The sequence below is a fragment of the Aureivirga sp. CE67 genome, from assembly GCF_015767245.1.
Classification (GTDB): domain Bacteria; phylum Bacteroidota; class Bacteroidia; order Flavobacteriales; family Flavobacteriaceae; genus Aureivirga.
The window spans coordinates 49,864-71,640 of the sequence record NZ_JADOTV010000006.1 but is presented as its reverse complement, the minus strand read 5'-3'; the positions used below and the strand labels follow the sequence as shown (position 1 = coordinate 71,640).

Genomic DNA, 21,777 nt, shown 5'->3' with positions numbered 1-21,777 from the left:
GAGGTTTTGTTTTATATTCAATTTCATTATTTCAATAATACAGATTCAATTTTTTCTTGATCGTTGTATAAAATTTCATAGTTATAAGAAACTGTGTCTTTATCGAAAAAAGTAAGAGTAGCTGTATAATACTCTTCGTTTTTGTCTTCCGATTTTTTTACTTTTCTAACGCCACTCACCATAGAATTCACAAAAGGTTGTTTTTGCATCATCGCCACAAAATTATCTTGCTTATATAAAGTATCTAATTTCTCGTTTCCTTTTATTTGCGATTTGATCTGCTCCAAATGACTCAGAGCTTTCTGATAATATTCTTTTGCTCTAAATAATTGTCTAAACTTTAAACTTGAATGATCCGTTTTATTATTTTCATCAACAATCGAAATCTTAATAATAGAATTTGACGATAATGTGTTCGATTGATAATTTTCTAAAACTGCCATTCCAATTAAAGATTTCGTGTTTTCTAAAAACACCGAATTTTCAATTTCTTTTACATAGCAAGTAAGTTTCAGTTCGTTTCCATCCAAAATATTTACGGAATCAATAGCTTTAATAGCTACAATTTTTTTTCGTAATTTCTTGAGATGTTTAGGTTCTTTCTCTCCTCCACATGAAATGAGAAGAATTGCTGTAATGAGTAATAATAGATTTTTTAGCATTTTATTAGTTTAATTGATTATTAGTTGTAAATTCATCACAATTTAACAAATTTTTAACCAAAATTCTAAGGATTAGATTATTTTTTCTTTAACTAAACCTAAAACTACATTTAATAAAATGTAAAAAAACACTCTTGTTTTTCAGACTTTTATAGTATTTACAGCACTTTAAAAATGTTTTTTATTTTAAAATTATTTAATTAATGTTAAATATATAATTTTCAACACACTAGTTTTTTATTGAATTAATAAGTTTATAATCCAAAAATCTAATGCGCTCAAACCTCCAATTATTAAAACCCAAGTAAACCAATGTAAATGAATATGTTTTGCAACTCTAGCTTCTACAATCCACCAAACAATCAAGTAAATTGTCCAAAAAATCCAGCTTTCTACTCCATAAAGCGTTAATGTTATCATCCCGACCATAAAAACAAGCATTACCAAACAGAATTTGAACCATTCAAATTTCATGTTTACCGATTTAATTTTTCCCATCCTCTATTCTTTATAAATTCAGGGCAAAATTAATCTCCTCAAATTTTATTTCTTTTGACATAGGTCAAAATATGTAGAATGTTTCAAATTAAAATTTTCGATTAGCAAAATCAAAGAAAACGAATTTTCAAAATTTTACGCTTCTTTCAAAAATTCTGAAATTTCTGCAGCAGTTCTTTTTGCAGTTTTCCCGACTCCATAAATAGTTGCGGAAGCAAAACCTGTCCAAGAACCAAAGCCTACTAACCACAAAGCTGGTTCTTTTAAAGCTCTGGTTTGCTCTGTTTCTATTTTATGATTATTACTAATCCCAAGGGAATCCAGATGTTTTAAATTTGCTTTAAATCCTGTACACCAAATGACAGCATCGATTTTTTCTTTTTCACCATTTTCCCAAACGACACCTTCTTCATAAAACTCTTTAAAAGGTCTTACCGCATGAAAAACATCTCTTTGTTTTGCTTCTCTTACACTTTCGACTTGCACAATATTATTCAATGAGATTTTCTCTGAAGATATTCCCGCTAACTCCTTTGATGGTTGATTATAAAATTTTCGTGTTGCTTCATTAAATAAGTATCTCCCATCAATTTCTTCAGGAAGAAAAAATGGTTCTTCCAAGGTTACCCATTTTGTTTTTGCTACTTTAGAAACTTCCGCAAGAATCTGTGCTCCAGAATTCCCTCCTCCTATAATAATTACTTTTTTATCTCTAAACGCTTCTTCATTTTTATATGTAACGGAATGTATCTGTTTTCCTAAATATTTTTCATCGTTTTTATATTTCGGGATAAAAGAATTTTTTGCTGTTCCTGTAGCACTTACTAGTGTTTTTGTATAAAATTCACCATTGTTTGTTTTAAGCTTAAAAACATCGTTTTCTTTTAAAACTTCATGAACCTCAACATTTCTTTGAACAGGGAAATCGTATCTTTTTTCATATGCTTTTAAATATTCTATAAATTCATTTTTTGTTGGATATTCATTTTCTCCTTCTGGCATTCCCCAGCCTGAAAGTGAACTAAATTGAACTGGAGAAAATAATTTTAAACTATCCCAAGTATATTGCCAAGCTCCTCCTGCTTTTTCTTCAGAATCTAGAATTAAATAATCTAATTTATATCTTCTTAAAAAATAACCTACTGACAATCCTGATTGCCCTCCTCCTATTACAATTACATCGTATATTTTCATGATTGTTTTCTTTGATTTCGTTTTCTAAAATTAAGCTTTGTTTTAGTCTTTAACAAATATGAATTTTGGTCTTTTTCAAATTTTCTATCATACTTTTTTCTTGCGAAAGGGATTGAAGTGGAAAGCTTTTGTTTTGAAAAAATTAGAATTTCTAGGAAACGGAGGCGACCAACGGAAGCCCACGGATGACGTAGAAATTCTTTTTTTTGAAAAACAAAACTTGGAATGAAAAGCCCGACCTTTTTCTGAGTTTTTTGGAAACGAAGAAAAATGGTTTCGCCCAAATATATAATTACTTAAAATAACATCTTTATTTTTGAGCATAAAAAAATCCCTCCGAAGAGGGATTTGATTATTTTATAGAAAATTTAATTATTTTAAACTTCCTGTCATTTCTTCTGGACGTACCCACTCGTCGTATTGCTCTGGAGTAACATATCCTAAACGAACAGCTTCTTCTTTTAAAGTAGTTCCGTTTGCGTGTGCAGTATTTGCGATTTCAGCAGCTTTGTAGTATCCGATTTTTGTATTTAAAGCAGTTACTAACATTAAAGAGTTGTTTAATAATTCTTTAATTCTTGGGTGGTTTGGCTCAATACCAACAGCACAGTGCTCCTCGAAAGATACACAAGCATCTCCGATTAAACGAGCTGATTGTAATAAGTTTGCAGCCATCATTGGTTTGAATACATTTAACTCATAGTGTCCTTGTGTTCCACCAACTGTAATAGCAACATCGTTACCCATAACTTGCGCACAAACCATTGTGATTGCTTCTGCTTGCGTTGGGTTTACTTTCCCTGGCATGATAGAAGAACCTGGCTCGTTTGCTGGAATGATTAATTCTCCAATTCCTGATCTTGGTCCTGAAGCCATTAAACGAATATCGTTAGCGATTTTGTTTAAAGAAACAGCGATTTGTTTTAATGCTCCGTGAGATTCTACGATAGCATCGTGTGCAGCTAAAGCTTCGAATTTGTTCTCAGCAGTGATGAATGGTAATCCTGTGAACTCAGCGATTTTCTCCGCAACTAATACATCATATCCAGCTGGAGTATTTAATCCTGTACCAACAGCAGTTCCTCCTAAAGCTAATTCTGATAAGTGCGCTAAAGTATTTCTTAATGCTTTTAATCCATGATCTAATTGAGAAACATAACCAGAGAATTCTTGTCCGATTGTAAGAGGAGTTGCATCCATTAAGTGTGTTCTACCAATTTTCACAACATCTTTGAAAGCTTCAGATTTTGCTTTTAAAGTATCTCTTAACTTCTCGATTCCTGGAATTGTAGTTTCTACAATCATTTTGTAACAAGCAATGTGCATTCCAGTTGGGAAAGTATCGTTTGATGATTGTGATTTGTTTACATCATCATTTGGTTGGATTACTTTTTCTCCTTCTCCGATAACTCTTCCTGCAAGTTCTTGCGCTCTGTTTGCAATCACTTCGTTTGTGTTCATGTTACTTTGTGTACCAGAACCAGTTTGCCAAATCACTAGAGGGAATTGATCATCGTGCTTTCCTTCTAAGATTTCGTCACAAACTTGAGAAATTAAGTCTTTCTTTCCTTCTTCTAAAACACCTAATTCAAAATTTGCGTGCGCAGCAGCTTTTTTTAAGTAAGCAAAACCGTAAACTACTTCTAATGGCATAGAAGCAGGCGCTCCGATTTTGAAGTTATTTCTTGAACGTTCTGTTTGTGCTCCCCAATATTTGTCAGCAGGCACTTGAACTTCACCCATTGTGTCTTTTTCGATTCTATATTTCATGGATTCTGTTTTTAAGAATTTTTTATTCAAAATTTAAATTCCCACAAATTTAAGAAATATGAAGGCTTTAACATAAAAGTTTATGGAATTAATTTTTAGGTTTTTTAAGGTTTTGGTTTTGATGATTTTAGGAAGAAGAATGAATTTTAGAAATGTATTGATTATAGTTTTGTTTGAGTTGTTTGGTTTTGAAAGAGTAAGAATTAATATTTTAATTTGTGTTAATATCTAACTGATTTCATATTAAAACAATTCACTATTTGAAACTATTTTTCTTGAATATTATAGGTAAAAGTGATAGTTTTATCAAAAATTTAAAAAATATAATGTTTAAAAATTGCATCTCTTAAATGAGTAGTTTCCTTACTTTTTTAAGAAAGAAATTTACAAACATTTAAGCCTGAAAATTCCTAATATAAATTGCAAAATATGAATCAGAAATTTTTCAAAAGCATCTTTTTTATGATGTTTTCAATTTTTATCACAAGCCAACTTTATGCACAAGAAGAAGAGGATTTTGATAACCCTAGAATGATGGTTAAACTTTCTCCTCTGAGTTTGATTGATATATTTGATAATCCTTCTCTAAGACTTGGATCTGAAATAAATGTTTATAAAAATGTTTCCTTAGAAATAGAAGCCGGAACTTATTTCAAAGATATTTATGTTCATAAATTAAATGGTGAAGGATATTTATTTAAACCAAGTATCAAACTTTATACTTATAAAGGTACAGATGAACGAAGTGACAAATGTATGTCTTATCTCAGTTTGGAATATATGAATAAATTTCAAAGATATAATGTGAAAGATAGTATCAGTATTAATGGTTATGATTACCAAAAAAAATACCAACTAAGAAGAAAAGTAGATGCTTTTTCTTTAAAAGCTGGAACTGTTTATATATTTAAAAAACGATTTGTTCTTGAATTTTATGGAGGAGTTGGAATTCGTTTTTCAAGTACAAAATCTGACATTTCTCAAATCGAATTAGATAATATAATTCCTGAATTTGATGAATCTACTCCTGACACTTACGCAAAAAATATTGGTAATTGTTCTTCTATAAATATGATTTTAGGAATAAAAGTCGGCTATGTGCTATTTGAATGACATAATATTCGTTTTTTTACTAAATAATCAAAAATCAATTTAAATCAACCAATATGAAAAGAATTTTTATTTTATTCTTATTATTAAGTACTTCAATTTTAAGTGCTCAAATAAACAAATCAGATCTTAATCATGTCAATAAATTAGTGAGTGAATTTGATGTTGTTCTTAAAAAATACTATCCAAACGCTAAAGATGATTTGGCTTATAAGGAATTTATGACAGAATTGGTGGAAAGAAAAGTAAATCCAAATATCATCAATGAAACAAACAGTTTATCTACTTTACAGAAATTCACAAAAAATGAGTCTTTCAAAAAAATATGGATTTTAAATCCTGCAAAAGACAAATCAAAAAAATATGCTATTGATTTTAATGGTGATTTTTATAATTATATCATCAAAAATTGTAAAAATAAAGATGTTAAAACTACTTTAACTGAGTTTCAGAGAATAAACAATGATACTTCTCTTCCTGAAAAACCTAGTCCGTATTTATTAGCTAGAGCTTTTACCTCTTTTTTAAAGGATAATGAGTATAGTCAAAAAAACATTAAAGAGGCTATTGCTATTTTATTTTACTATGATATCATGTGTGAGCATAGAATTAAATAAGAAATAACTCAAATATTTAATAATCGGTTGTATAAGATATTTACAACCGATTTTTTTCAAAAAACTCTTCCTTAAAAAATAAAAACCAATGAAATATATTTTCACCTTTTTTCTTCTATTGTTTTTTTCAACAAATACATTTGCACAGAATAATCTTAAGACTTTCAAACCATCTAAATTTTTCACACCTGATTTGAGTTCTAAAACGGAGAAAGAAATTGAAAGACAATGGGAATTATTAAAACAAAAAAATCTTACGGATAAAGAAAATAAAGAATTAAATAAATTATTAGAAAAATATGGTGAAGTTGTAACAAATGTTTGGGAAATAGAACCAAGTGGATGTAGTTGGTATTGCGGTGGTGGAAATTATAAAATAACTGCTTCTTCAGAATTAACCTCACAAAACAAAAATAATTATTCCGCAAAATCTGCAAATGATCTTAGTTATAAAACTGCTTGGGTAGAAGGGAAAAAAGATAGTGGAATTGGGGAGTTTTTAGAATATCACTTTAAAAATAACAGCCCAAGAATTACAACAATTATTATTTCTAATGGTTATGTAAAGTCTGATTATGCTTGGAAAAACAATAATCGTGTCAAAAAATTAAAACTTTATATAAATGGTGAAGTTTTTGGGATTCTAGAATTGGAAGATTCTAAAGCTAATCAATATTTCGAAATTGGAACTTTTGGACATAATAAAGACGGAAATGATCTTGTTTTAAAATTTGAAATTCTTGGAGTTTATAAAGGAGAAAAATACGATGATACGGCTATTACAGAAATTTATTTTGATGGAATTGACGTTCATTAAAAAAAGAATATATTGCTACTTTAGATAAAACCAAAGAATTAATTTTATTGCAATGGAAGTTAAGGATTTAAAAATAGAGTCGCATTTAGATACTTCAGAAATTATAGATAGATTAGAAAAATTGAATGGAAAAGAATCCTTTTTGACAGCTGTTTCTGGTAAAAAACTTTATACAGGAACTATCAAAAAAGAGAAAATTAGTTTGAGAACTTTTAGTTCTCCTCCTGTTGAAATAACTGGTTTCATTACAGAAAAAGACAATAACAAAGAATTAAATATAAAACTAAAAGCAGAATCAAATAAAGCATCTTCTAAAGGTCTAATTTATGCTTTGTGTTATCCTATTCTTTCTGTAATAATTTTTCTTAATATTTATAATAATCCAAAAAGCGTAATCGTATACATTCTGTGTGCTCTATCCTTATTTATTCCTATGATTATTTATAAAGTTGATTATTTTATAAATCAAAAACCATTAGAGCCAAATCTTGATTCCATAATAAAAACTATAGAAAAACAATTTAAGTAAACACATACTTTCATAAATGAATGTCTTATTTCATCTTTCCGTTGGTGTAGGAATTATTGCTGCAATGAGTCATCAAAACTTAGAGAAAAACAGAGTACTGAAAATTGGGTCTGGATTTTTACTTGGTGTTTTATCTCATGGAGTGTTGGATTATACACCACATTGTTATCCTATAAATTCCAAAATCGATGTGATTCTTGGACTTTTTATTATTTTATTATGTATTAAAAGTGTTAAAAAAGAATTTAGAATTTTAGTTTCTGCAGTCTTATTTGGTTGTATTTTTCCTGACATTATTGATTTATCTCCTGGAATTATAAATAAACTTTTAGGATGGAATCTTCCAACTTTTGAAAACATATTCCCTTGGCACATACACAAATACTCTGGTTCGATTTATTCTGATGATTGTAATGTTTCCAATATCAATCATATTTTAACTTTGGTTTTTAGTGCAATTTTGATAATCTTAAACAGAAAATCTGCTCTGAACCTAATAAAATAAAGACTTACGCTACTATTTTCTCTTTTTAAATTTTATTTATATTTGACCAATATTGCTATGATTTGAACTAGTTTTCGATTAAAATTATAGCTAATAATATTAAATAAAAAACATGAATAGAATATGAAAAAATTAAAAGCATTTATAGTAATCTTTTTTATGACCTTATTGGTTTTTTCACAAAATAAAGAAGCTAAAATTTTATATATCGTCGACTCAATTCCTATTATTGAAGAACCTCAAAAAGGTTTTGGGGATTTGATGGAATATGAGATTGAAAAAATGGAAGTTGTAAAAGACAAAAAATTAATCACAGAAAAAGGTTATAAAGACTTTGATGGGATTATTTATATCTACACAAAAGAATTTGAAAAAAGGTCGGATAGCATCAAAGCTATTCCAACTACAAAATCTATGACTAGAAAAAATGGGGTTTGGCATTTAAAAGATGCTGATCAACCTTATACAGGTCCTTTCATTGATTATTATATTAATGGAAAAAAGGAAGGAGAAGGATATTTATCTAACGGAACTTTAAAAGGAAAAAGGACGCAATATTATAAAAACGGAGTTACTTCTTCTATTGTAGAATATGAAAACGGGATCTCTAATGGAACTGAAAAGTTATTTTACAAAAACGGAATTTTGAAACAAAAAGGTGTTTTTAAAAATGGAAAAGAAGTAGGTGTTTGGGAAATGTATCACCCAAATGGAAGATTGAAACAACAGAGTACTTTCAAAAATGGAAAAATAGATGGAGAAAATATCTCCTACTACTCTACTGGAGAAATTCAAGGAAAAAACTATTATGAAAATGGTGTGTATAAAGCTGATAAGAAAACAGAAAAACTATTTAAATTATACAATAAATCTCAAGAATTATATAATCAAGGAAATCTGAAAGGAGCAATAAAAAAACTAGATAAAGTCATTAAAGAAGATCCAAATTGGGCAAAAGCTTATTTTGCAAGAGGAACAATGAAATTGAATAGTTTTGATTTTGATGAAGCAATTGAAGATTTTAATAAAGCAATAAAAATTGAACCTTATTATACAAAAGCATATTCTAACAGAGCTTTTTCAATAATTAGAAAATATCAATTTGGAAATGCGAAAACTTTATCAAACTCAAATGGAGTTCAGATTTTAGCTTCAAAAGAAAAAGAGCTACCAAAGGCTGAAAAAAAGAAAGTTTGTAAAGATTTATCCAAAGCAATTTTACTTGAAGATGAGCATCCTTTAGTTATTGAGGCTTACAAAGAACATTGTAAATAATAATTTTCACACATAAAATAGAAAAGCATATCGTAGAATTTACGTTATGCTTTTTTTGTTTTTATATTTTAATTTTTCAAAGAGTATTAATCATTCATTTTTCGTCTCAACACATCTGCTAATTCATGTTTCAAAGCATCTGAAAAACCGGATATTCCTGGAATATCATTATATTCTACAATGTGAAGTTTTCCATTTTCTTCTTCTAAAATATCAATTGCTAGGATATCAGCCTGTAATTCCTTTTGCAATTTTAAAAGTTGATTTTTAATCGACTCTAAAGGTTTGATTTCTATAAAATCCGTAGTTTCTATATTGGCTTTCCAAAACTTCCCTTTTCTAGACATTGCCCAAATTTTATCTTGAATTACGATATAACGAATATCTCGAACATAATTAATATAAGGTTCGATACTGATATAGTTTTCAGTTACAAAAAGTAAATCTTGAATATCTTGCCAATGTTTTTCATTTTCTACCAAAACTTTTCCAAATCCTCCATGATAATTTCCAACCTTGACTACAAAAGGAAAATCTATTTTTATATTTTTTAAATGATTTGATTTTGTTACAACATTAAAATCAATCACTGGTAAACCAAGTTTTTTAATTCTGGAAAGCATTGATAAACGATCAAATCCTATTTTTAGAGTTTCCGCCGAATTTATACAAGGAATTCCACTCAAAGCTATCAAGTTTAGTGCAGTTGTTTGAATTTCACTTGGTCGAATAGCGCCAACTCTCCATAAAATTGCATCTGGAGAAATTACACCATCAGCATCTGTAATGAATAATTTCCCGTCTCTTAAAATCCAAGAAGTATTTTGTATATATTTTTGTGTAACCTCAAATTCTGGTAAAAAGTCTTGCCAGTATTTTTCACCATTTATTACTAATATTTTTTTCATATTTTTTAAAAACATAAAAACACAATTATCAAACTGTGCTTTTATGTAGTTTTTCGTTTACTTTTTATTCTCCATATATATTTCTTTCAAGAATTCACTTTTAGTTTCTTTAGAAAGATTCATGTCATCAATAGTGAAATTATAAATATATTCTCCATCACAACCAAAAAGAAAATAACTTTCTAAATCATCTTTTTTTGCCATCCAAACAATTGAACCATTTTCTTTATCTTCCTGAATAATTTCTACTTTATAGTTTAATTCAGATTCAAAATACTGAGAATCCCATTCAAAATATAATTTTGCAATTTCATTCTTAGACATTCCTTTTTTATAACCTGGAAGTTGATTTGACCTATAAATTACAGTTCCAACAGTTGTTTTATCTTTATTAATTATAAAAACTTGTCCACCTTTCATTTTTTGGTGTTCTTCCCACTTTCCAGGGATGTAAATTTTTCTATCAATATTTCCAAAATAAATAGAAAACTCTTCTACATCTGGAACAAATACAAAATCGAAAGTTTCTTTTTCTGTATTGTTATTATATTGAATGCTTAATTTCAGATTATTTTTGTCTATAATTTTTCCTTCAAAAGAATTACTCAAAGGTCCTTCAAGTCTAATATCTGGCGATTCACTATTGTTTACTGTAAATTCTATCTGGGTATCCTTATTAGAAAAATATCCATTTTTTTCAAACCTTCCTTTTTTCCCAAACCATCGTGAAACATTTTGCGGAGCATATGAATTCACTGCTTGTGCGTAAACAGTTCCGTCATCATAAAAACGTAAATATGTATATATTTCTATTTCTCCACTTTTGATCACTTTTGTTTTCGCAATATAAAGTCCGTTTGTATTAATTTTTGAAATATCATAATGTAATTTCTCAGGCTCAATAGCTTTATAAAGTTTGATGTTTTTTACAAAACTTTCAAATTTCGGTGCATTAATATCATAAGTTCCAGGAGTTGCAGTAAAATTAATAACATAACCTATACCGTTTTGATAAACAAACATCGTTTGACTTTTATATTTCAAACCATTACGAATAGTATTTACTTCATAAGTATGGTAAGGATTTTCGCTTATTATTTTTTTAGAATCAAGAATAGGACTTATTTGATAAAAATGAAAAGAAACAAGATCTTCTTGATTTTTAATTTCTTCTCTTTTATAAGCAGTGATTGCTACTGCATTTTCAATATTTGCTTTTTCAAGTTCACTATAAACTTTTGGCATTCCCCAATCAATTATAGCTCTACCATTTGCGGCATCATCTTTAAGATTTCCATACACACTCCAACCTTCCGGAACTTGAGCACTGAATCCGTATTTGTCATTTTTATAATCTGATTGTGCGTAGGTCATCTGAACAATGACCATGAAAATAATTAAAAACGTGAAGTATTTTTTTTTCATTTTTATTTTAAATAAAGGGGTTAAAAATTATATTTTGATATATTATTCTTTTTCAGAATTTGTCTTTTTATTTTCTTCAAATGTATTCCACAATTCTACCGTATCTTTTTTTATTAAAACAGGAGGTACATAAGTTAAATGTGAACAAAAATCATCATTCTTTCCTCCAAAAGAAATCATACTATCAATTTGTTCTTGTTTAAAAGTTCTGTTTAGTTTTGACTTCAAAAGATTTACATTATAAGTAGAATCATCTTTTAAAGGATAAAATCGATCATCAGCAATAACGAACAAATGATGAATATAACCACACAGAAATCTATAATTTTTTCTTTTATAATCTGTATACCAATGTCTATACCCATATAAACCATTCATATTTTTTAAATCGATAAAAAACGGTTCAATATCGATCGCATTTTTTGTTTCTCTATTGAAAAGACTGTTTCTTCCAGGTAATTTTTTAATTTTAGTCTCACAAAAATAATTTAAAACAGGTTCCTGAAGTAATGAATCAAAAAGAGAACTATATTCTTTTTTAATTAAAAACTCTTGGCTATAATTGGCTACACTATACGAATAACTTCCTTTTCTACAATTATTATTTTTACTAGGTACATTTTCATACCCGAAAAGCACAAAGAGACATAGGAAACTTAAAATTATCCAGATTTTATTTTTCATAACTTTTTATTAGAAATACCTTGATCTTTTTTCACTATTTAATCAATCTCAATTCTTTTATCTCAATCGATTTCTATCATTTTCATATTTGTAAAATCTATATAGTTATTTTCTTTTGTTTTAGAAACCATATAAATTTTAAAAGGTTTTTGATTTTTCATTTTCTCAAAGCATTTTTTTACAGAATCTTGAGGGATATTTTTATCTACAAAAACTTTGTAATAAGGAGCTATTTGTTGCCATTTTTCAAAATCTACTATATGAGTGGCGTCACTATAATTAATATAAAAATCTTCTAAATTAAAATCTAACTTTTCTTCCCAATCCTTATCTAAATTATCAAGATTCTCAGAAAATTCCGTTTTACAAATTATAGTATCATTTCTATATCCTATAAATACTTTCAACCCTAATTTTTCTTTACGAGAATTATATTTTGCATTTTTATACTCTTTTAAATCAAAAATAACCTGATGTTTTTTTGAAAGAAAATCAAGATAATTTTTAGACCGAATAAATTTAAAGCTTGTTGAAGGACCATTTGGCCCATCCATTACTAAAGTATCATTTTCTGTAAACGCAAAACCTTTAGATAATTTTATTATAGTATCTGATAAATATGGTTTATAATCAAAATGAAGCTTTTTATTTGAGACATTCCATTTATTTTTTTGAAAATCATTATCAAAAATTTTAATAGAATCTTCATCAATTTCTATATTAATTTTCTCATTTATATCGTACCAATTTCCATACAGTTTTTTCTCTTCTTTAGTTCTTCCACACGATATTAAAATAATAGACATTAGGAATAGTAGTATTTTCTTTTTCATAAATATTTTTTTCGGTAATATATAAATTTTCTCTTCACACTACAAACCAATTATTTATAAATCATCTTCAATTTTCCATCTCCCATCAAATCATTTGTCATCACACACTGAACACATTCATTTTTTAAGAGTTGAAATTCTGTTCTTTCAAAAACAGATTTATGACTGAAATTAATTTGATCAAAGTTCTTTTTTATAAAAATTACAAAATAAAAAGTGTGATTATAAGATTTTATAGCTTCCTCAATAATTTGATCTAAAGTTGGGAAATATAAAATGTAAGAATCCGTCTTTTGTCTTTTTACTTCTTTTGAAAATAAACTATCTGCAAACTTTTTTTCATCCATTTTAAAATACACACAAAAATTATTTACACCAGAATCACAATACTTTTTTAAAACAGATTTTAGATCTGAATTAGGAAATTCTTTTAAGTAGTACTCTTTTGTTTTCATTTTCTATTTTTTGTAAATCTACTTTTTTATAGAATATATTCCTTCTTGAAAACAGAGAATTCTTCAAAAATTATTTGTTTAAAATCCAGTCAACTCTTCTTTTATTAAACTTATCTCTCTTGATTTTTCAATATTTTATAAATTCGATTATTAATTATTTCAGATAAATTCCAATAATATAATTTAGAATCAGTTGTATTATAAAATTGAATTACAACAGCATCGAGATCTTTATAATATTTAGCAAAACTTTGATAGCCTGGAACCCAACCACCATGTTCAAATTCATATAGAGAAGCATAAATTTCTTTTTCATTTTGGGTAAATAGAGAACCATCATTTAAAGCTCTTAAGAAAATAGCAACATCTTCAGCTGTAGCTAACATTCCATGTTCATCTGCTTTTAAATCGTGCGGATGACCAACATGATAACCGCTCATTACATTTTCTAGATTCACATCATTTAGCGAACCAAAAGTATTCTTAAGATTTAGTGGCTGTAAAACCTCTTTTTGAATGAACTTAAAATTATTATAACCCAATGTATTATCCATAATCTTATTGATTAGAAGATAATTTGTATTACAATATTCATAACCTTCATTCGGTTTAAAATTAGCTGGTTTATTTAAAATTAAAGCTATACTTTCTTCAAAAGTTTGAGTTGGAGACGACCAAAAATTTGGAGTATCAGTGAAGTTTGGAAGTCCACTCCTATGCCGCACCATCATTCGAAGTGTGATTTTATCTGCATTTTCAATCTCCCCTTCAAGCTCAGGAAAATAATCCGCAATTGTTTTGTCTAGAGATAATTTTTTTTGATTAACCAATTTTGTGACAGCAACAGCATCATATAATTTGCTAATACTTGCAATTTTGAATAAAGCATCTGATTTCGTTGGAATTTTTGATTCTCGATTATGCCAACCAGATGTAAAATATTGAGGTGATTGTCCTGTTTTATCTACATAAACAATCATTCCATCAAATCCATGATTAACAGCTTCGTCTGCTTGTTCTTGAATTGTGTTTGGCAAAGGCAGAATCCATGCTTTAACCAAAAGCCAAGGAACAAAATATAAAGAAATTATAGTCCCAAGTAATAGAACAATTTTAAATATCTTTTTGTGTTGCTTTTTTTTCATTTGTTTTACATTATTACTAGAATAATCTTTCTTTTTATATTTTAAATTTTTAGATAAGTATTGTTGACATTTCTGTTTTAATAAAATAATTCAGCTAAACCTAATTGTTTCTTACTCCAAATTTCATTTAAAAATTTATTTACAATGTTTCTTTTGTAAAATTAGAATTTCATCACCGTAATTTTCAACAAATTTTAATTCTATAGCTTTCTCAATAGCTTGACATCCTTGATCTTTTTTATCTATAGCAAAATAAATTAGTGCTTTATTTCTATATGCATATGAATTTTCAGGAGAAATAAACAATGACTTATTTACATCCTCTATTGCATCCCAATATTTGTAAATTTTATATTTAGCATAACCTCTATTATTATAAACTAAAGCCAGTAAAGAAGTTTCACTTTTTATTTCGACACCCTCAATTTTGTTTTCAATTTTATTTTTAATCAAATTCTCAGCTAAATTATTTTCTTCAATTGATTTTTCATATTGCTCATTTTTAGAATATTGAAATGCTAAATTAACATGACCAACAGTGAACTCAGGAAATGATTTTGTCAATTCCTCAAGATACTTAATTGCTTCTGGTGTTTTATTTTGAGAACTTAAAACCTTGGCAATATTTACATAACAATTTATTTTCAATCCATTTTCTGGATTATTTTCAAGAATCTTTTTATAATCATTGTATGCATTTTGATTTGGACCAATAATTCTATAACTATCAGCTCTAATATTTAATAATGAATTTTGTAATTCTTTATTTTCTTTAATGTGTTTTAAGCCTTCATTGCAATCTAAAATAGCATAATCAAAATAATTTAAAGAGAAATACAAGAAAGCTCTTTTGTCGTAAGCATCTGAAGATTTATTGTTTAATTCTATCGATTTATTATAATCTCCTAAGGATTCTTCTATCAGGTTTAAATAAAAATTTGCCTCACCTCTTTGAAGATAATAATCCGAATTTGCTGGATCTTTTTGTAATAATTCAGAATAAAGTTTTTTTGCTTTACTAAATTCTCTATTCATTAAAGCTTTTTCTGCTTCTATTTCACTTTGAGAATATGTGAAATTTGATAAAATTAAAGCGATTGAAAGTAATAGTAATTTCTTGATCATTTTTATTTTTTTAGTTTTCTTTATCAGTTAATTACCTCAAATATAAATGCTTTTTTAAGTATTTCAAAAATATTAATAGAACTTAAAAACAGAAAAAACACATTCTATCCAACACAAATAAAAACTCCTAAATAATCTATCGTATTTTCTCTTAAAATCAATAATTCCAAAACATCCCAAGATTCTCTAACCTTTAGAATTCCTCGGATAGAGTTTTCATTATTTAATTTCGTCGAATTTTCCGGAATTTGCCAATGATTTAAAAACTCATTAAAATCAGATTTATATTCTTCCAGTCTGATTGGCACAAATTCATTATTTATAGTATCCCATTGGTCATAATCAAGTTTTAGACAGAAATTAATCCAAGCTTCTTCTAATGAATTCACTTTATCAAGAGAAATACTTGCTTTGATCAGATCATAATCATCATCTTTTACTTCAGAAAATTCAAATTCAATTGGATCGATTTTAGTTTTCAAAAGAGCATGAATCTTACTCGGATTGATAAAACGATTTTCAAATCGTTCATTAATTAAATCAAAACTATCTTTTTTTAAAATTTCCATTTGACTATAGTCGACTTTATAATTCCAATGCATCAATCTCCAAAGTAATTTTAAAATCTCTTTTCTATCCTCAAGATTATATTTTTCTTCTGTTCGAATACAAATAGTTTCTGGAAAATTTTCAAAAATTTCAAAAGTAATTTCAAAAAGCTTTCCTTGATACAAAGCTTTAATTTTCTTTGTTTCTCTTACATTTAATTCATTGATAATCTCAAAAGTTTTCAATTCTCTATCTAAATCAAAGAGAAGTTCAGCATTAGAAATTTTCGAGTTTTTAAAATGTAAAATATAAGTATGTTTCATTTCAATTTATTTTATTCATAAAACCAAATTAATATTTTTTTATCCTCAAAAAGTTTCAAATAGTTTATTTATTTTTGAGAACCTAATAAAATAAAATTGAAGAAAAATAAATATTTCTCTACCCTGAAATCAAAGAGTTTATTGATTTTAATTGCTTTTATATTTCTTTTCTGGGGAATTTTGACAAATAATTATACTCAAATTAGCATTGGACTGATTATTCTAATAATTATTTCTAGATTCGTTTTTAAGGATTTTAAATATATACAAGAATTGCATCATTGGATTCTAAAAAATGAGAATAAAATAATTTTATTTTATCCTACGAAGAATTCAACTCAAGAAAATATCCAACAGAATTTAATTCCGAAAATACCTTTTGAAATAATGGAAGTTTATTATGACGGACCAAAAATTGTTGGCGATATAAAAAGATCCGTTGTTCATGAAATGATCAAATGGAATTCAAAAATTGACACGAATTTTCCGGCAATTATTAAAGTTAAAAAAGACACTCTTTTAGTCGAAGAATTATTTGAATTGATTCGTACAGATTTGAACGATGAGGATTATTTAGAAATAATAGATAAAATTAAAAAAGTAAAAGATTATTGATTACAAACATTTAAAATCATCAAAAGATTGTAGAATCAAAGCTAAAAATGTAGTTTTAACAAAAATTAAAATCTTTCCAAAAAAATGAAAATAGAACTTTATCCAGATATGGACGAAAGAGACAATGAAATTGAATATTTAGAATATGATATTGATGAAAATGCTCCAATCAAAGAATTGTTTGATAAAATTCATGAAGAAAAAAACATTCCACGATTTAAAGAATTTATTTTAGATGAAAATCAAATTGAAAAAATACCTTGTGAATACTACATTAAAAGTAATGACAAATCCTATTCTTCATTCCAATTCATAGACGATTTGGATCAAAAAATCTCTGAATTCCAAAAAAATGGAAATGATAATTCATTAAGTCTTATGATAAATCAATCCATTGGTTTTGTTAATTAATTATAATTATTCAGAAGAAATTGATTTTGTTCAAATTTCTAAAGATTTAGAAACCTCAAATTCTATTATTTGTATTGAGAATTTCCCTGAATCAGATGAAAAATTGTCCAATTTTATAAAGAACATTGGAATTCCGATTGAAGATTTTAAAAACAATAAAATCAAAACTGTTTTTGATGTCAAAGTAATGAAACAGAAAGGATATTTTAAATCTGTTGCAAATTCCAATTATACTTTTCCGCTGCATACCGACTGTGCAGATTATGAAAAAGTTCCTAATTGTATAGGTTTACTCTGTGTTCAACCAGCAGAAAATAATGAAGGAGCAAATACTTTTGTGGATTTAGAATCTATTTTAAAACAATTATCTGAGTCTGAAATTGAACTTTTAACTACGAAAAAATGGTGGTTTCGAAAAATTTACAAACCTATTTTAGAAATAGATAATCAGACAAAAAGTATTTTTTATGATAGAATTACCATGGAATCTTTTACAAAATTAGATACGTCTGAAAAAATGATTTTAAATAAACTGGATCAAATTTTCATTCAAAACTCGTTTAAAATCAATTTGAAAAAAGGAGAATTAATTTTGTTTAGAAATGATTTATTTCTTCATGGTAGAGAAAGTTTTGAAATAGATTCAAATAGATTACTAAAAAGGATTCGTTTTACATTGATTAATTCCTGATATCAAACATTACAACTCTCACATCTCCCCTGTATCAAAACCTGAGAAACTTCTATTTTTCGGTTTGGTATAGGCGGGATTTTTACTTCTACAGAAAGACAATCTACTTTTCCGCAACTCAAACACTGAAAATGTGGATGCATATCAATATGTCCTGTTTTCGAGCATCCATTACATTTTGCATACCATTTTATCCCACTATTATCTAAGAAAGAATGCAAAACTCCGTCATCTTCCAATTTATCTAACACACGATAAACTGTCGTTTTATTAATTTTTGAACTAAGTCGCTTAATTAATTCAATTGCTGAAATTGCATTTGGTTTATTTTCAAATTCCTTTAATAAAACCGCTACAGATTGTGTTTTTCTAATAATTCCCATGGAGCAAATTTATTACAATCGAGTTGCAATAACAAATTAAATAGCTATATTTGCAACTCAGTTGCATTAATATTATATCTAGTGAAAATAACTTTACACAAATCGGATACATTTGGAGCATTGGCAGGAATTTTATGTTTAATTCACTGCATCGCTACTCCTCTACTTTTTATCACGCAATCTTATTCAGCAGGAAATCATGAGTCAGCACCAATTTGGTGGCAAAACATAGATTATTTATTCTTAATCCTATCTTTTTTTGCAGTGTATCGCTCCACGCAAACAACCTCAAAGAATTTTATGAAACCTGCACTTTGGATAAATTGGGTGATTTTATGTTCTTTAATTATAAATGAAAAACAAGAATGGTTTCATTTGGAAGAATTTTTCACTTATGGAGCTTCTTTACTTTTGGTCGGATTACACATCTACAATTTGAAATTTTGTCAATGTAGTGATGATAAGTGTTGTCATTAAAATTATTTGAATCTGGCAAATCTACTCTCAAGAAAAAAACTAATTTTCCACTAAACGTTATCATATTTGAAATCAAATAAGTGAGTTTTAATAATTTTAAAACACACCCCTAGCCCCTCTCAAGAGGCAGGGCTGTCAAGTTCTGGTTTGATTTATCGAATTTTGATGATCGCTGGCGCGAGTTTGTAACTCGTGACCACACAAATGTTAGAAACAATGGGCACACTTTACAAAAGTGCGCCAGGTTTTAATTAAAAAAATAGGAGAACCTGACAGCCCTTCTCTCAAGAGGGGAATTTGATAATGTTTAAATTTATTTTACAAAATCATAAAACAAAAACAACTTATGATTCTAAGAGCCTGTTTAAAATTGTATCAGAATTTATTTTATAGCTTATTAAAATGCTATTTAGAAGGCTTTTTTGGAGTGCATAGCATCGCTATGGAAGAGAAAAAAGACAAAAAAGAGCTTTTAAGAAGCATTAATTTTTTTTGATATAAATTTAAATAGGCTCTAGATTAAACGAGTAAATTTTATAATTTAAACCTTTAAACTTTATATATAAACCTAAAATTAAAAACATGAAACGATATTTACTAGTAACCATCATTGGTTTATTGGCATATTTCCCTGCTGTTTCTCAAAAATTAAAAGTTGGAACTTTCAATGCTGAATTTTTAAACAAAGCGAAAGTACATATCAAATTTGGTAAAAAATTCTTTATCAAAGATGAACCACAGGACGTACAAGATTTTTGGAATGATGATAAAAACAGAACTGCAAAATTCGAGGAAGCTTCTGCAAATGTTGCAAAAATGATTAAACGAATGGATGTAGATATTTTAACGCTTACAGAAGTTGGAAATCGTGAAGAATTAGCAGTTTTAAAAGACGAATTAAAAAAAATCGGTGTGGATTACAAATATTATGAAGTTTGTGATTGTAAAGATCGATTTACAAAACAAAATGTTGCTGTTTTTTCAAAATATCCATTGAAAGATATGTGGTATGAAATTCCTGGAAGATCTCTTTATTTTGGAGAGCCAGATGGAGACTGGGAAGGAGAAACAGGAATCAGTAAAGGTCTTAAAGTTACTGCAACTATTGACGGAAAAGAGATTGATATTTTTGTGTTACACTTCATCAGTGAGAGAAAAGGATATGAAAGCGACATGAAAAGAATTGCACAAGCAAATATTGCAAGAAGAGCTGTTGTAAAACAATTGAACAAAGGAAGAAATGTTATTGTAACCGGAGATTTGAACTCGCAAAAGAAAAGTGCTTCTCTTTACAGACTTAGAGGTTTTGATGATATTTATGAAGAATTAATTCAAACTGGGCAAAGTCAATATTTCGAAAATTATGATGTTCGTTGGACCTACAATTATCAAGGTGAGCCAGAACAGATAGATCATATTTTGGTTTCGACTGGTTTAACAACAAAAACTGGAATTAAAACGGAAATTTTGGAAACAAACGATGAAAAAATTTCTGATCATAACCCAATTGTTGTAACGATTGATTTACAATAAAAAATTTAAATGAGTTCCATATATTCAGGCAATAATTTTCATGGAGTTTATAAATAATTGCCTAATGTCCCTTCTTTTTTGGAGGGACATTTTTTTGTTATATATTTCAAGAAAAATTGAATGAATCCCAAAAATTTAAATTTATGATATTTAAAAAAAGGTCTTTTGAAGAAGAAATTAATGATTATCACACAGCAAGGGGAAGAGAATATTACGAAAAGTTAAACAAAAAAGAACGTCCTAAAAAAAGATCAAATAAAAAACTATTTACAAGACTTGGTTTTCTTTTGTCATTTATAATCATTTCTGGAATTATTATACTTGTCAATGATAAAAAAGAAAAACAAAATCTGATTGAAAATGGAATTCGAACAAAATCTTTGGTGACAAATGCTTATAGAGAAATCTATACTCCACTCTATGAAGGCTACAGTGTAGACAATTTTAAAATTCAATATAAATTTAAAACTAATGATAATTTAGAAATTGAAAGTTTTAAAGAAATTTATATAGGATATTTTTATAAATATTTTGATTCTATTGTAAAAGCTGGAGATAGTATTACCATTTTTTACAACGAATCGAATCCTAAAATAAATATGATTCCTGAGAAAATTTATTTAGAATAGAATTTATTTTCGACTTTAAAGCTATTTTTAGAAGATTTAAGAGCATTTTCTCATATTTCAAATACTGAGCTTATTTTAAATTAAAACTCTTCTTAAATCTTATTTTTAAAGTTAAAACAGTTTTTAAACATCAAATCTTAACTTTTGAAAGCAATTTTAAGATTAATAATTAGCATACCGAAAATTTTATTTAAGTAGTTTTCTTAGAACTTAAACACAGCCCAAAACGCTCTCAAGAAGGGAAGTTTGACAATCAGTTATCCTTATCTGCAAATTTATATTTCACATCTATTTTTAACATGAATCTTTATACTTTTTAGCACTTAAAACTTATTTTTAAAACTAAAAACAAATTGTTTTATTTCCGCCTATTATTAACTTTAATTAAACATATATAATTATTTTATTTTAAATATTTTAGTATAGATTAACTAAATAAAATATTTATATTAATTTCATTATTAAAACAACATTTAATTACACATTATATTTCAATACTTTACATCAAATAAAGTTTAAAACTAATTCCTTTATCACATTTAAACAATTCTAATTATTTCATTTAATAAAGAATATCTCATTTGAAATATTAAGTAACAATTTTATTTAATCTA

The 21,777-nt window shown here is 27.2% G+C and carries 25 protein-coding genes; 12 read left to right on the top strand and 13 right to left on the bottom strand.

What is annotated here, in order from left to right; translation table 11 throughout:
* Window positions 1-26: 26 nt before the first annotated feature.
* The 4 genes from I0K12_RS09390 to fumC all read right to left on the bottom strand — a co-directional run bounded on the left by I0K12_RS09390 (window position 27) and on the right by fumC (window position 4,124).
* The gene (locus tag I0K12_RS09390) at window positions 27-662 is read right to left on the bottom strand and encodes a hypothetical protein (protein ID WP_196887394.1); all 636 of its coding nucleotides are present in this window, start codon (window positions 660-662) and stop codon (window positions 27-29) included.
* A gap of 237 nt (window positions 663-899) precedes the next feature.
* On the bottom strand, window positions 900-1,160 hold the full coding sequence (locus I0K12_RS09385) for a hypothetical protein (protein WP_196887392.1): 261 nt from the start codon (window positions 1,158-1,160) through the stop codon (window positions 900-902).
* A 135-nt stretch (window positions 1,161-1,295) separates the two neighbouring features.
* Window positions 1,296-2,354, bottom strand: coding sequence for an ArsO family NAD(P)H-dependent flavin-containing monooxygenase (locus tag I0K12_RS09380; RefSeq protein ID WP_196887390.1), 1,059 nt, complete (start codon window positions 2,352-2,354; stop codon window positions 1,296-1,298).
* A gap of 372 nt (window positions 2,355-2,726) precedes the next feature.
* Entirely contained in the window at window positions 2,727-4,124 is a 1,398-nt protein-coding gene (gene fumC / locus I0K12_RS09375) for a class II fumarate hydratase (protein ID WP_196887388.1), read from the bottom strand.
* A 462-nt stretch (window positions 4,125-4,586) separates the two neighbouring features.
* Here fumC and I0K12_RS09370 point away from each other — a divergent pair, with 462 nt between their 5' ends.
* The 6 genes from I0K12_RS09370 to I0K12_RS09345 all read left to right on the top strand — a co-directional run bounded on the left by I0K12_RS09370 (window position 4,587) and on the right by I0K12_RS09345 (window position 8,977).
* Window positions 4,587-5,237, top strand: a complete 651-nt coding sequence (locus I0K12_RS09370) for a hypothetical protein (RefSeq protein ID WP_196887386.1) — start codon at window positions 4,587-4,589, stop codon at window positions 5,235-5,237.
* A 53-nt stretch (window positions 5,238-5,290) separates the two neighbouring features.
* Complete coding sequence (locus I0K12_RS09365; protein ID WP_196887384.1) at window positions 5,291-5,851, top strand: hypothetical protein; 561 nt, start codon at window positions 5,291-5,293, stop codon at window positions 5,849-5,851.
* Window positions 5,852-5,939: 88 nt separating this feature from the next.
* The gene (locus I0K12_RS09360; RefSeq protein WP_196887383.1) at window positions 5,940-6,668 is read left to right on the top strand and encodes an NADase-type glycan-binding domain-containing protein; all 729 of its coding nucleotides are present in this window, start codon (window positions 5,940-5,942) and stop codon (window positions 6,666-6,668) included.
* Between the two features lie 52 nt (window positions 6,669-6,720).
* Window positions 6,721-7,197, top strand: coding sequence for a hypothetical protein (locus I0K12_RS09355; RefSeq protein WP_196887382.1), 477 nt, complete (start codon window positions 6,721-6,723; stop codon window positions 7,195-7,197).
* 16 nt (window positions 7,198-7,213) lie between these two features.
* Window positions 7,214-7,702: a hypothetical protein gene (locus I0K12_RS09350; RefSeq protein WP_196887381.1), complete on the top strand. Its 489-nt coding sequence runs from the start codon at window positions 7,214-7,216 to the stop codon at window positions 7,700-7,702.
* 123 nt (window positions 7,703-7,825) lie between these two features.
* Window positions 7,826-8,977 carry a toxin-antitoxin system YwqK family antitoxin gene (locus I0K12_RS09345; RefSeq protein WP_196887380.1) on the top strand — a complete coding sequence of 384 codons (1,152 nt, stop codon included), beginning with the start codon at window positions 7,826-7,828 and terminating at the stop codon, window positions 8,975-8,977.
* An 86-nt stretch (window positions 8,978-9,063) separates the two neighbouring features.
* Here the strand turns inward: I0K12_RS09345 and I0K12_RS09340 are convergent, their stop codons facing one another.
* From I0K12_RS09340 to I0K12_RS09305, 8 genes are all read right to left on the bottom strand, one after another.
* Complete coding sequence (locus tag I0K12_RS09340) at window positions 9,064-9,885, bottom strand: RimK family alpha-L-glutamate ligase (protein ID WP_196887379.1); 822 nt, start codon at window positions 9,883-9,885, stop codon at window positions 9,064-9,066.
* Between the two features lie 57 nt (window positions 9,886-9,942).
* Window positions 9,943-11,310: a hypothetical protein gene (locus I0K12_RS09335; RefSeq protein WP_196887378.1), complete on the bottom strand. Its 1,368-nt coding sequence runs from the start codon at window positions 11,308-11,310 to the stop codon at window positions 9,943-9,945.
* Between the two features lie 42 nt (window positions 11,311-11,352).
* Window positions 11,353-11,994 carry a hypothetical protein gene (locus tag I0K12_RS09330; RefSeq protein WP_196887377.1) on the bottom strand — a complete coding sequence of 214 codons (642 nt, stop codon included), beginning with the start codon at window positions 11,992-11,994 and terminating at the stop codon, window positions 11,353-11,355.
* Window positions 11,995-12,056: 62 nt separating this feature from the next.
* A complete protein-coding gene (locus tag I0K12_RS09325) occupies window positions 12,057-12,827 on the bottom strand; it encodes a hypothetical protein (protein ID WP_196887376.1) in 771 nt (256 codons plus the stop codon).
* Window positions 12,828-12,877: 50 nt separating this feature from the next.
* Window positions 12,878-13,282: a hypothetical protein gene (locus I0K12_RS09320; RefSeq protein WP_196887374.1), complete on the bottom strand. Its 405-nt coding sequence runs from the start codon at window positions 13,280-13,282 to the stop codon at window positions 12,878-12,880.
* A gap of 110 nt (window positions 13,283-13,392) precedes the next feature.
* Window positions 13,393-14,427, bottom strand: a complete 1,035-nt coding sequence (locus I0K12_RS09315) for a serine hydrolase domain-containing protein (RefSeq protein WP_196887372.1) — start codon at window positions 14,425-14,427, stop codon at window positions 13,393-13,395.
* A 135-nt stretch (window positions 14,428-14,562) separates the two neighbouring features.
* The gene (locus I0K12_RS09310; RefSeq protein WP_196887371.1) at window positions 14,563-15,552 is read right to left on the bottom strand and encodes a tetratricopeptide repeat protein; all 990 of its coding nucleotides are present in this window, start codon (window positions 15,550-15,552) and stop codon (window positions 14,563-14,565) included.
* Between the two features lie 104 nt (window positions 15,553-15,656).
* Window positions 15,657-16,424: a hypothetical protein gene (locus I0K12_RS09305; protein WP_196887370.1), complete on the bottom strand. Its 768-nt coding sequence runs from the start codon at window positions 16,422-16,424 to the stop codon at window positions 15,657-15,659.
* A 96-nt stretch (window positions 16,425-16,520) separates the two neighbouring features.
* Here I0K12_RS09305 and I0K12_RS09300 point away from each other — a divergent pair, with 96 nt between their 5' ends.
* The 3 genes from I0K12_RS09300 to I0K12_RS09290 all read left to right on the top strand — a co-directional run bounded on the left by I0K12_RS09300 (window position 16,521) and on the right by I0K12_RS09290 (window position 18,141).
* Complete coding sequence (locus I0K12_RS09300; RefSeq protein WP_196887369.1) at window positions 16,521-17,039, top strand: hypothetical protein; 519 nt, start codon at window positions 16,521-16,523, stop codon at window positions 17,037-17,039.
* An 84-nt stretch (window positions 17,040-17,123) separates the two neighbouring features.
* Window positions 17,124-17,450, top strand: coding sequence for a hypothetical protein (locus I0K12_RS09295; RefSeq protein ID WP_196887368.1), 327 nt, complete (start codon window positions 17,124-17,126; stop codon window positions 17,448-17,450).
* Window positions 17,440-18,141 (top strand): TauD/TfdA family dioxygenase, encoded by a 702-nt coding sequence (locus I0K12_RS09290; protein ID WP_196887367.1) that lies wholly within the window; start codon window positions 17,440-17,442, stop codon window positions 18,139-18,141. The genes I0K12_RS09295 and I0K12_RS09290 overlap by 11 nt, the downstream gene beginning before the upstream one ends.
* Window positions 18,142-18,143: 2 nt before the next feature.
* Here I0K12_RS09290 and I0K12_RS09285 read toward each other — a convergent pair whose 3' ends face one another.
* On the bottom strand, window positions 18,144-18,524 hold the full coding sequence (locus I0K12_RS09285) for a Fur family transcriptional regulator (RefSeq protein ID WP_196887365.1): 381 nt from the start codon (window positions 18,522-18,524) through the stop codon (window positions 18,144-18,146).
* Window positions 18,525-18,605: 81 nt separating this feature from the next.
* On the opposite strand from I0K12_RS09285, the gene I0K12_RS09280 reads away from it, so the two are divergent.
* The 3 genes from I0K12_RS09280 (at window position 18,606) to I0K12_RS09270 (ending at window position 21,163) form a co-directional block, all read left to right on the top strand.
* Entirely contained in the window at window positions 18,606-19,001 is a 396-nt protein-coding gene (locus tag I0K12_RS09280; RefSeq protein ID WP_196887364.1) for a MerC domain-containing protein, read from the top strand.
* A gap of 582 nt (window positions 19,002-19,583) precedes the next feature.
* Window positions 19,584-20,534, top strand: a complete 951-nt coding sequence (locus tag I0K12_RS09275; RefSeq protein ID WP_196887363.1) for an endonuclease/exonuclease/phosphatase family protein — start codon at window positions 19,584-19,586, stop codon at window positions 20,532-20,534.
* 143 nt (window positions 20,535-20,677) lie between these two features.
* A complete protein-coding gene (locus I0K12_RS09270; RefSeq protein WP_196887362.1) occupies window positions 20,678-21,163 on the top strand; it encodes a hypothetical protein in 486 nt (161 codons plus the stop codon).
* The last annotated feature ends 614 nt before the right edge of the window (window positions 21,164-21,777 follow it).

What these genes read in the sequence shown, in the direction of transcription:
- I0K12_RS09345 (WP_196887380.1), top strand. Translation starts at nt 7,826, where the DNA reads ATGAAAAAATTAAAAGCATTTATAGTAATCTTTTTTATGACCTTATTG.
- I0K12_RS09310 (WP_196887371.1), bottom strand. Translation starts at nt 15,552, where the DNA reads ATGATCAAGAAATTACTATTACTTTCAATCGCTTTAATTTTATCAAAT.
- fumC (WP_196887388.1), bottom strand. Translation starts at nt 4,124, where the DNA reads ATGAAATATAGAATCGAAAAAGACACAATGGGTGAAGTTCAAGTGCCT.
- I0K12_RS09390 (WP_196887394.1), bottom strand. Translation starts at nt 662, where the DNA reads ATGCTAAAAAATCTATTATTACTCATTACAGCAATTCTTCTCATTTCA.
- I0K12_RS09335 (WP_196887378.1), bottom strand. Translation starts at nt 11,310, where the DNA reads ATGAAAAAAAAATACTTCACGTTTTTAATTATTTTCATGGTCATTGTT.
- I0K12_RS09275 (WP_196887363.1), top strand. Translation starts at nt 19,584, where the DNA reads ATGAAACGATATTTACTAGTAACCATCATTGGTTTATTGGCATATTTC.
- I0K12_RS09320 (WP_196887374.1), bottom strand. Translation starts at nt 13,282, where the DNA reads ATGAAAACAAAAGAGTACTACTTAAAAGAATTTCCTAATTCAGATCTA.
- I0K12_RS09380 (WP_196887390.1), bottom strand. Translation starts at nt 2,354, where the DNA reads ATGAAAATATACGATGTAATTGTAATAGGAGGAGGGCAATCAGGATTG.
- I0K12_RS09355 (WP_196887382.1), top strand. Translation starts at nt 6,721, where the DNA reads ATGGAAGTTAAGGATTTAAAAATAGAGTCGCATTTAGATACTTCAGAA.
- I0K12_RS09295 (WP_196887368.1), top strand. Translation starts at nt 17,124, where the DNA reads ATGAAAATAGAACTTTATCCAGATATGGACGAAAGAGACAATGAAATT.
- I0K12_RS09325 (WP_196887376.1), bottom strand. Translation starts at nt 12,827, where the DNA reads ATGAAAAAGAAAATACTACTATTCCTAATGTCTATTATTTTAATATCG.
- I0K12_RS09350 (WP_196887381.1), top strand. Translation starts at nt 7,214, where the DNA reads ATGAATGTCTTATTTCATCTTTCCGTTGGTGTAGGAATTATTGCTGCA.
- I0K12_RS09340 (WP_196887379.1), bottom strand. Translation starts at nt 9,885, where the DNA reads ATGAAAAAAATATTAGTAATAAATGGTGAAAAATACTGGCAAGACTTT.
- I0K12_RS09370 (WP_196887386.1), top strand. Translation starts at nt 4,587, where the DNA reads ATGATGTTTTCAATTTTTATCACAAGCCAACTTTATGCACAAGAAGAA.
- I0K12_RS09365 (WP_196887384.1), top strand. Translation starts at nt 5,291, where the DNA reads ATGAAAAGAATTTTTATTTTATTCTTATTATTAAGTACTTCAATTTTA.
- I0K12_RS09270 (WP_196887362.1), top strand. Translation starts at nt 20,678, where the DNA reads ATGATATTTAAAAAAAGGTCTTTTGAAGAAGAAATTAATGATTATCAC.
- I0K12_RS09305 (WP_196887370.1), bottom strand. Translation starts at nt 16,424, where the DNA reads ATGAAACATACTTATATTTTACATTTTAAAAACTCGAAAATTTCTAAT.
- I0K12_RS09385 (WP_196887392.1), bottom strand. Translation starts at nt 1,160, where the DNA reads ATGGGAAAAATTAAATCGGTAAACATGAAATTTGAATGGTTCAAATTC.
- I0K12_RS09360 (WP_196887383.1), top strand. Translation starts at nt 5,940, where the DNA reads ATGAAATATATTTTCACCTTTTTTCTTCTATTGTTTTTTTCAACAAAT.
- I0K12_RS09330 (WP_196887377.1), bottom strand. Translation starts at nt 11,994, where the DNA reads ATGAAAAATAAAATCTGGATAATTTTAAGTTTCCTATGTCTCTTTGTG.
- I0K12_RS09315 (WP_196887372.1), bottom strand. Translation starts at nt 14,427, where the DNA reads ATGAAAAAAAAGCAACACAAAAAGATATTTAAAATTGTTCTATTACTT.
- I0K12_RS09285 (WP_196887365.1), bottom strand. Translation starts at nt 18,524, where the DNA reads ATGGGAATTATTAGAAAAACACAATCTGTAGCGGTTTTATTAAAGGAA.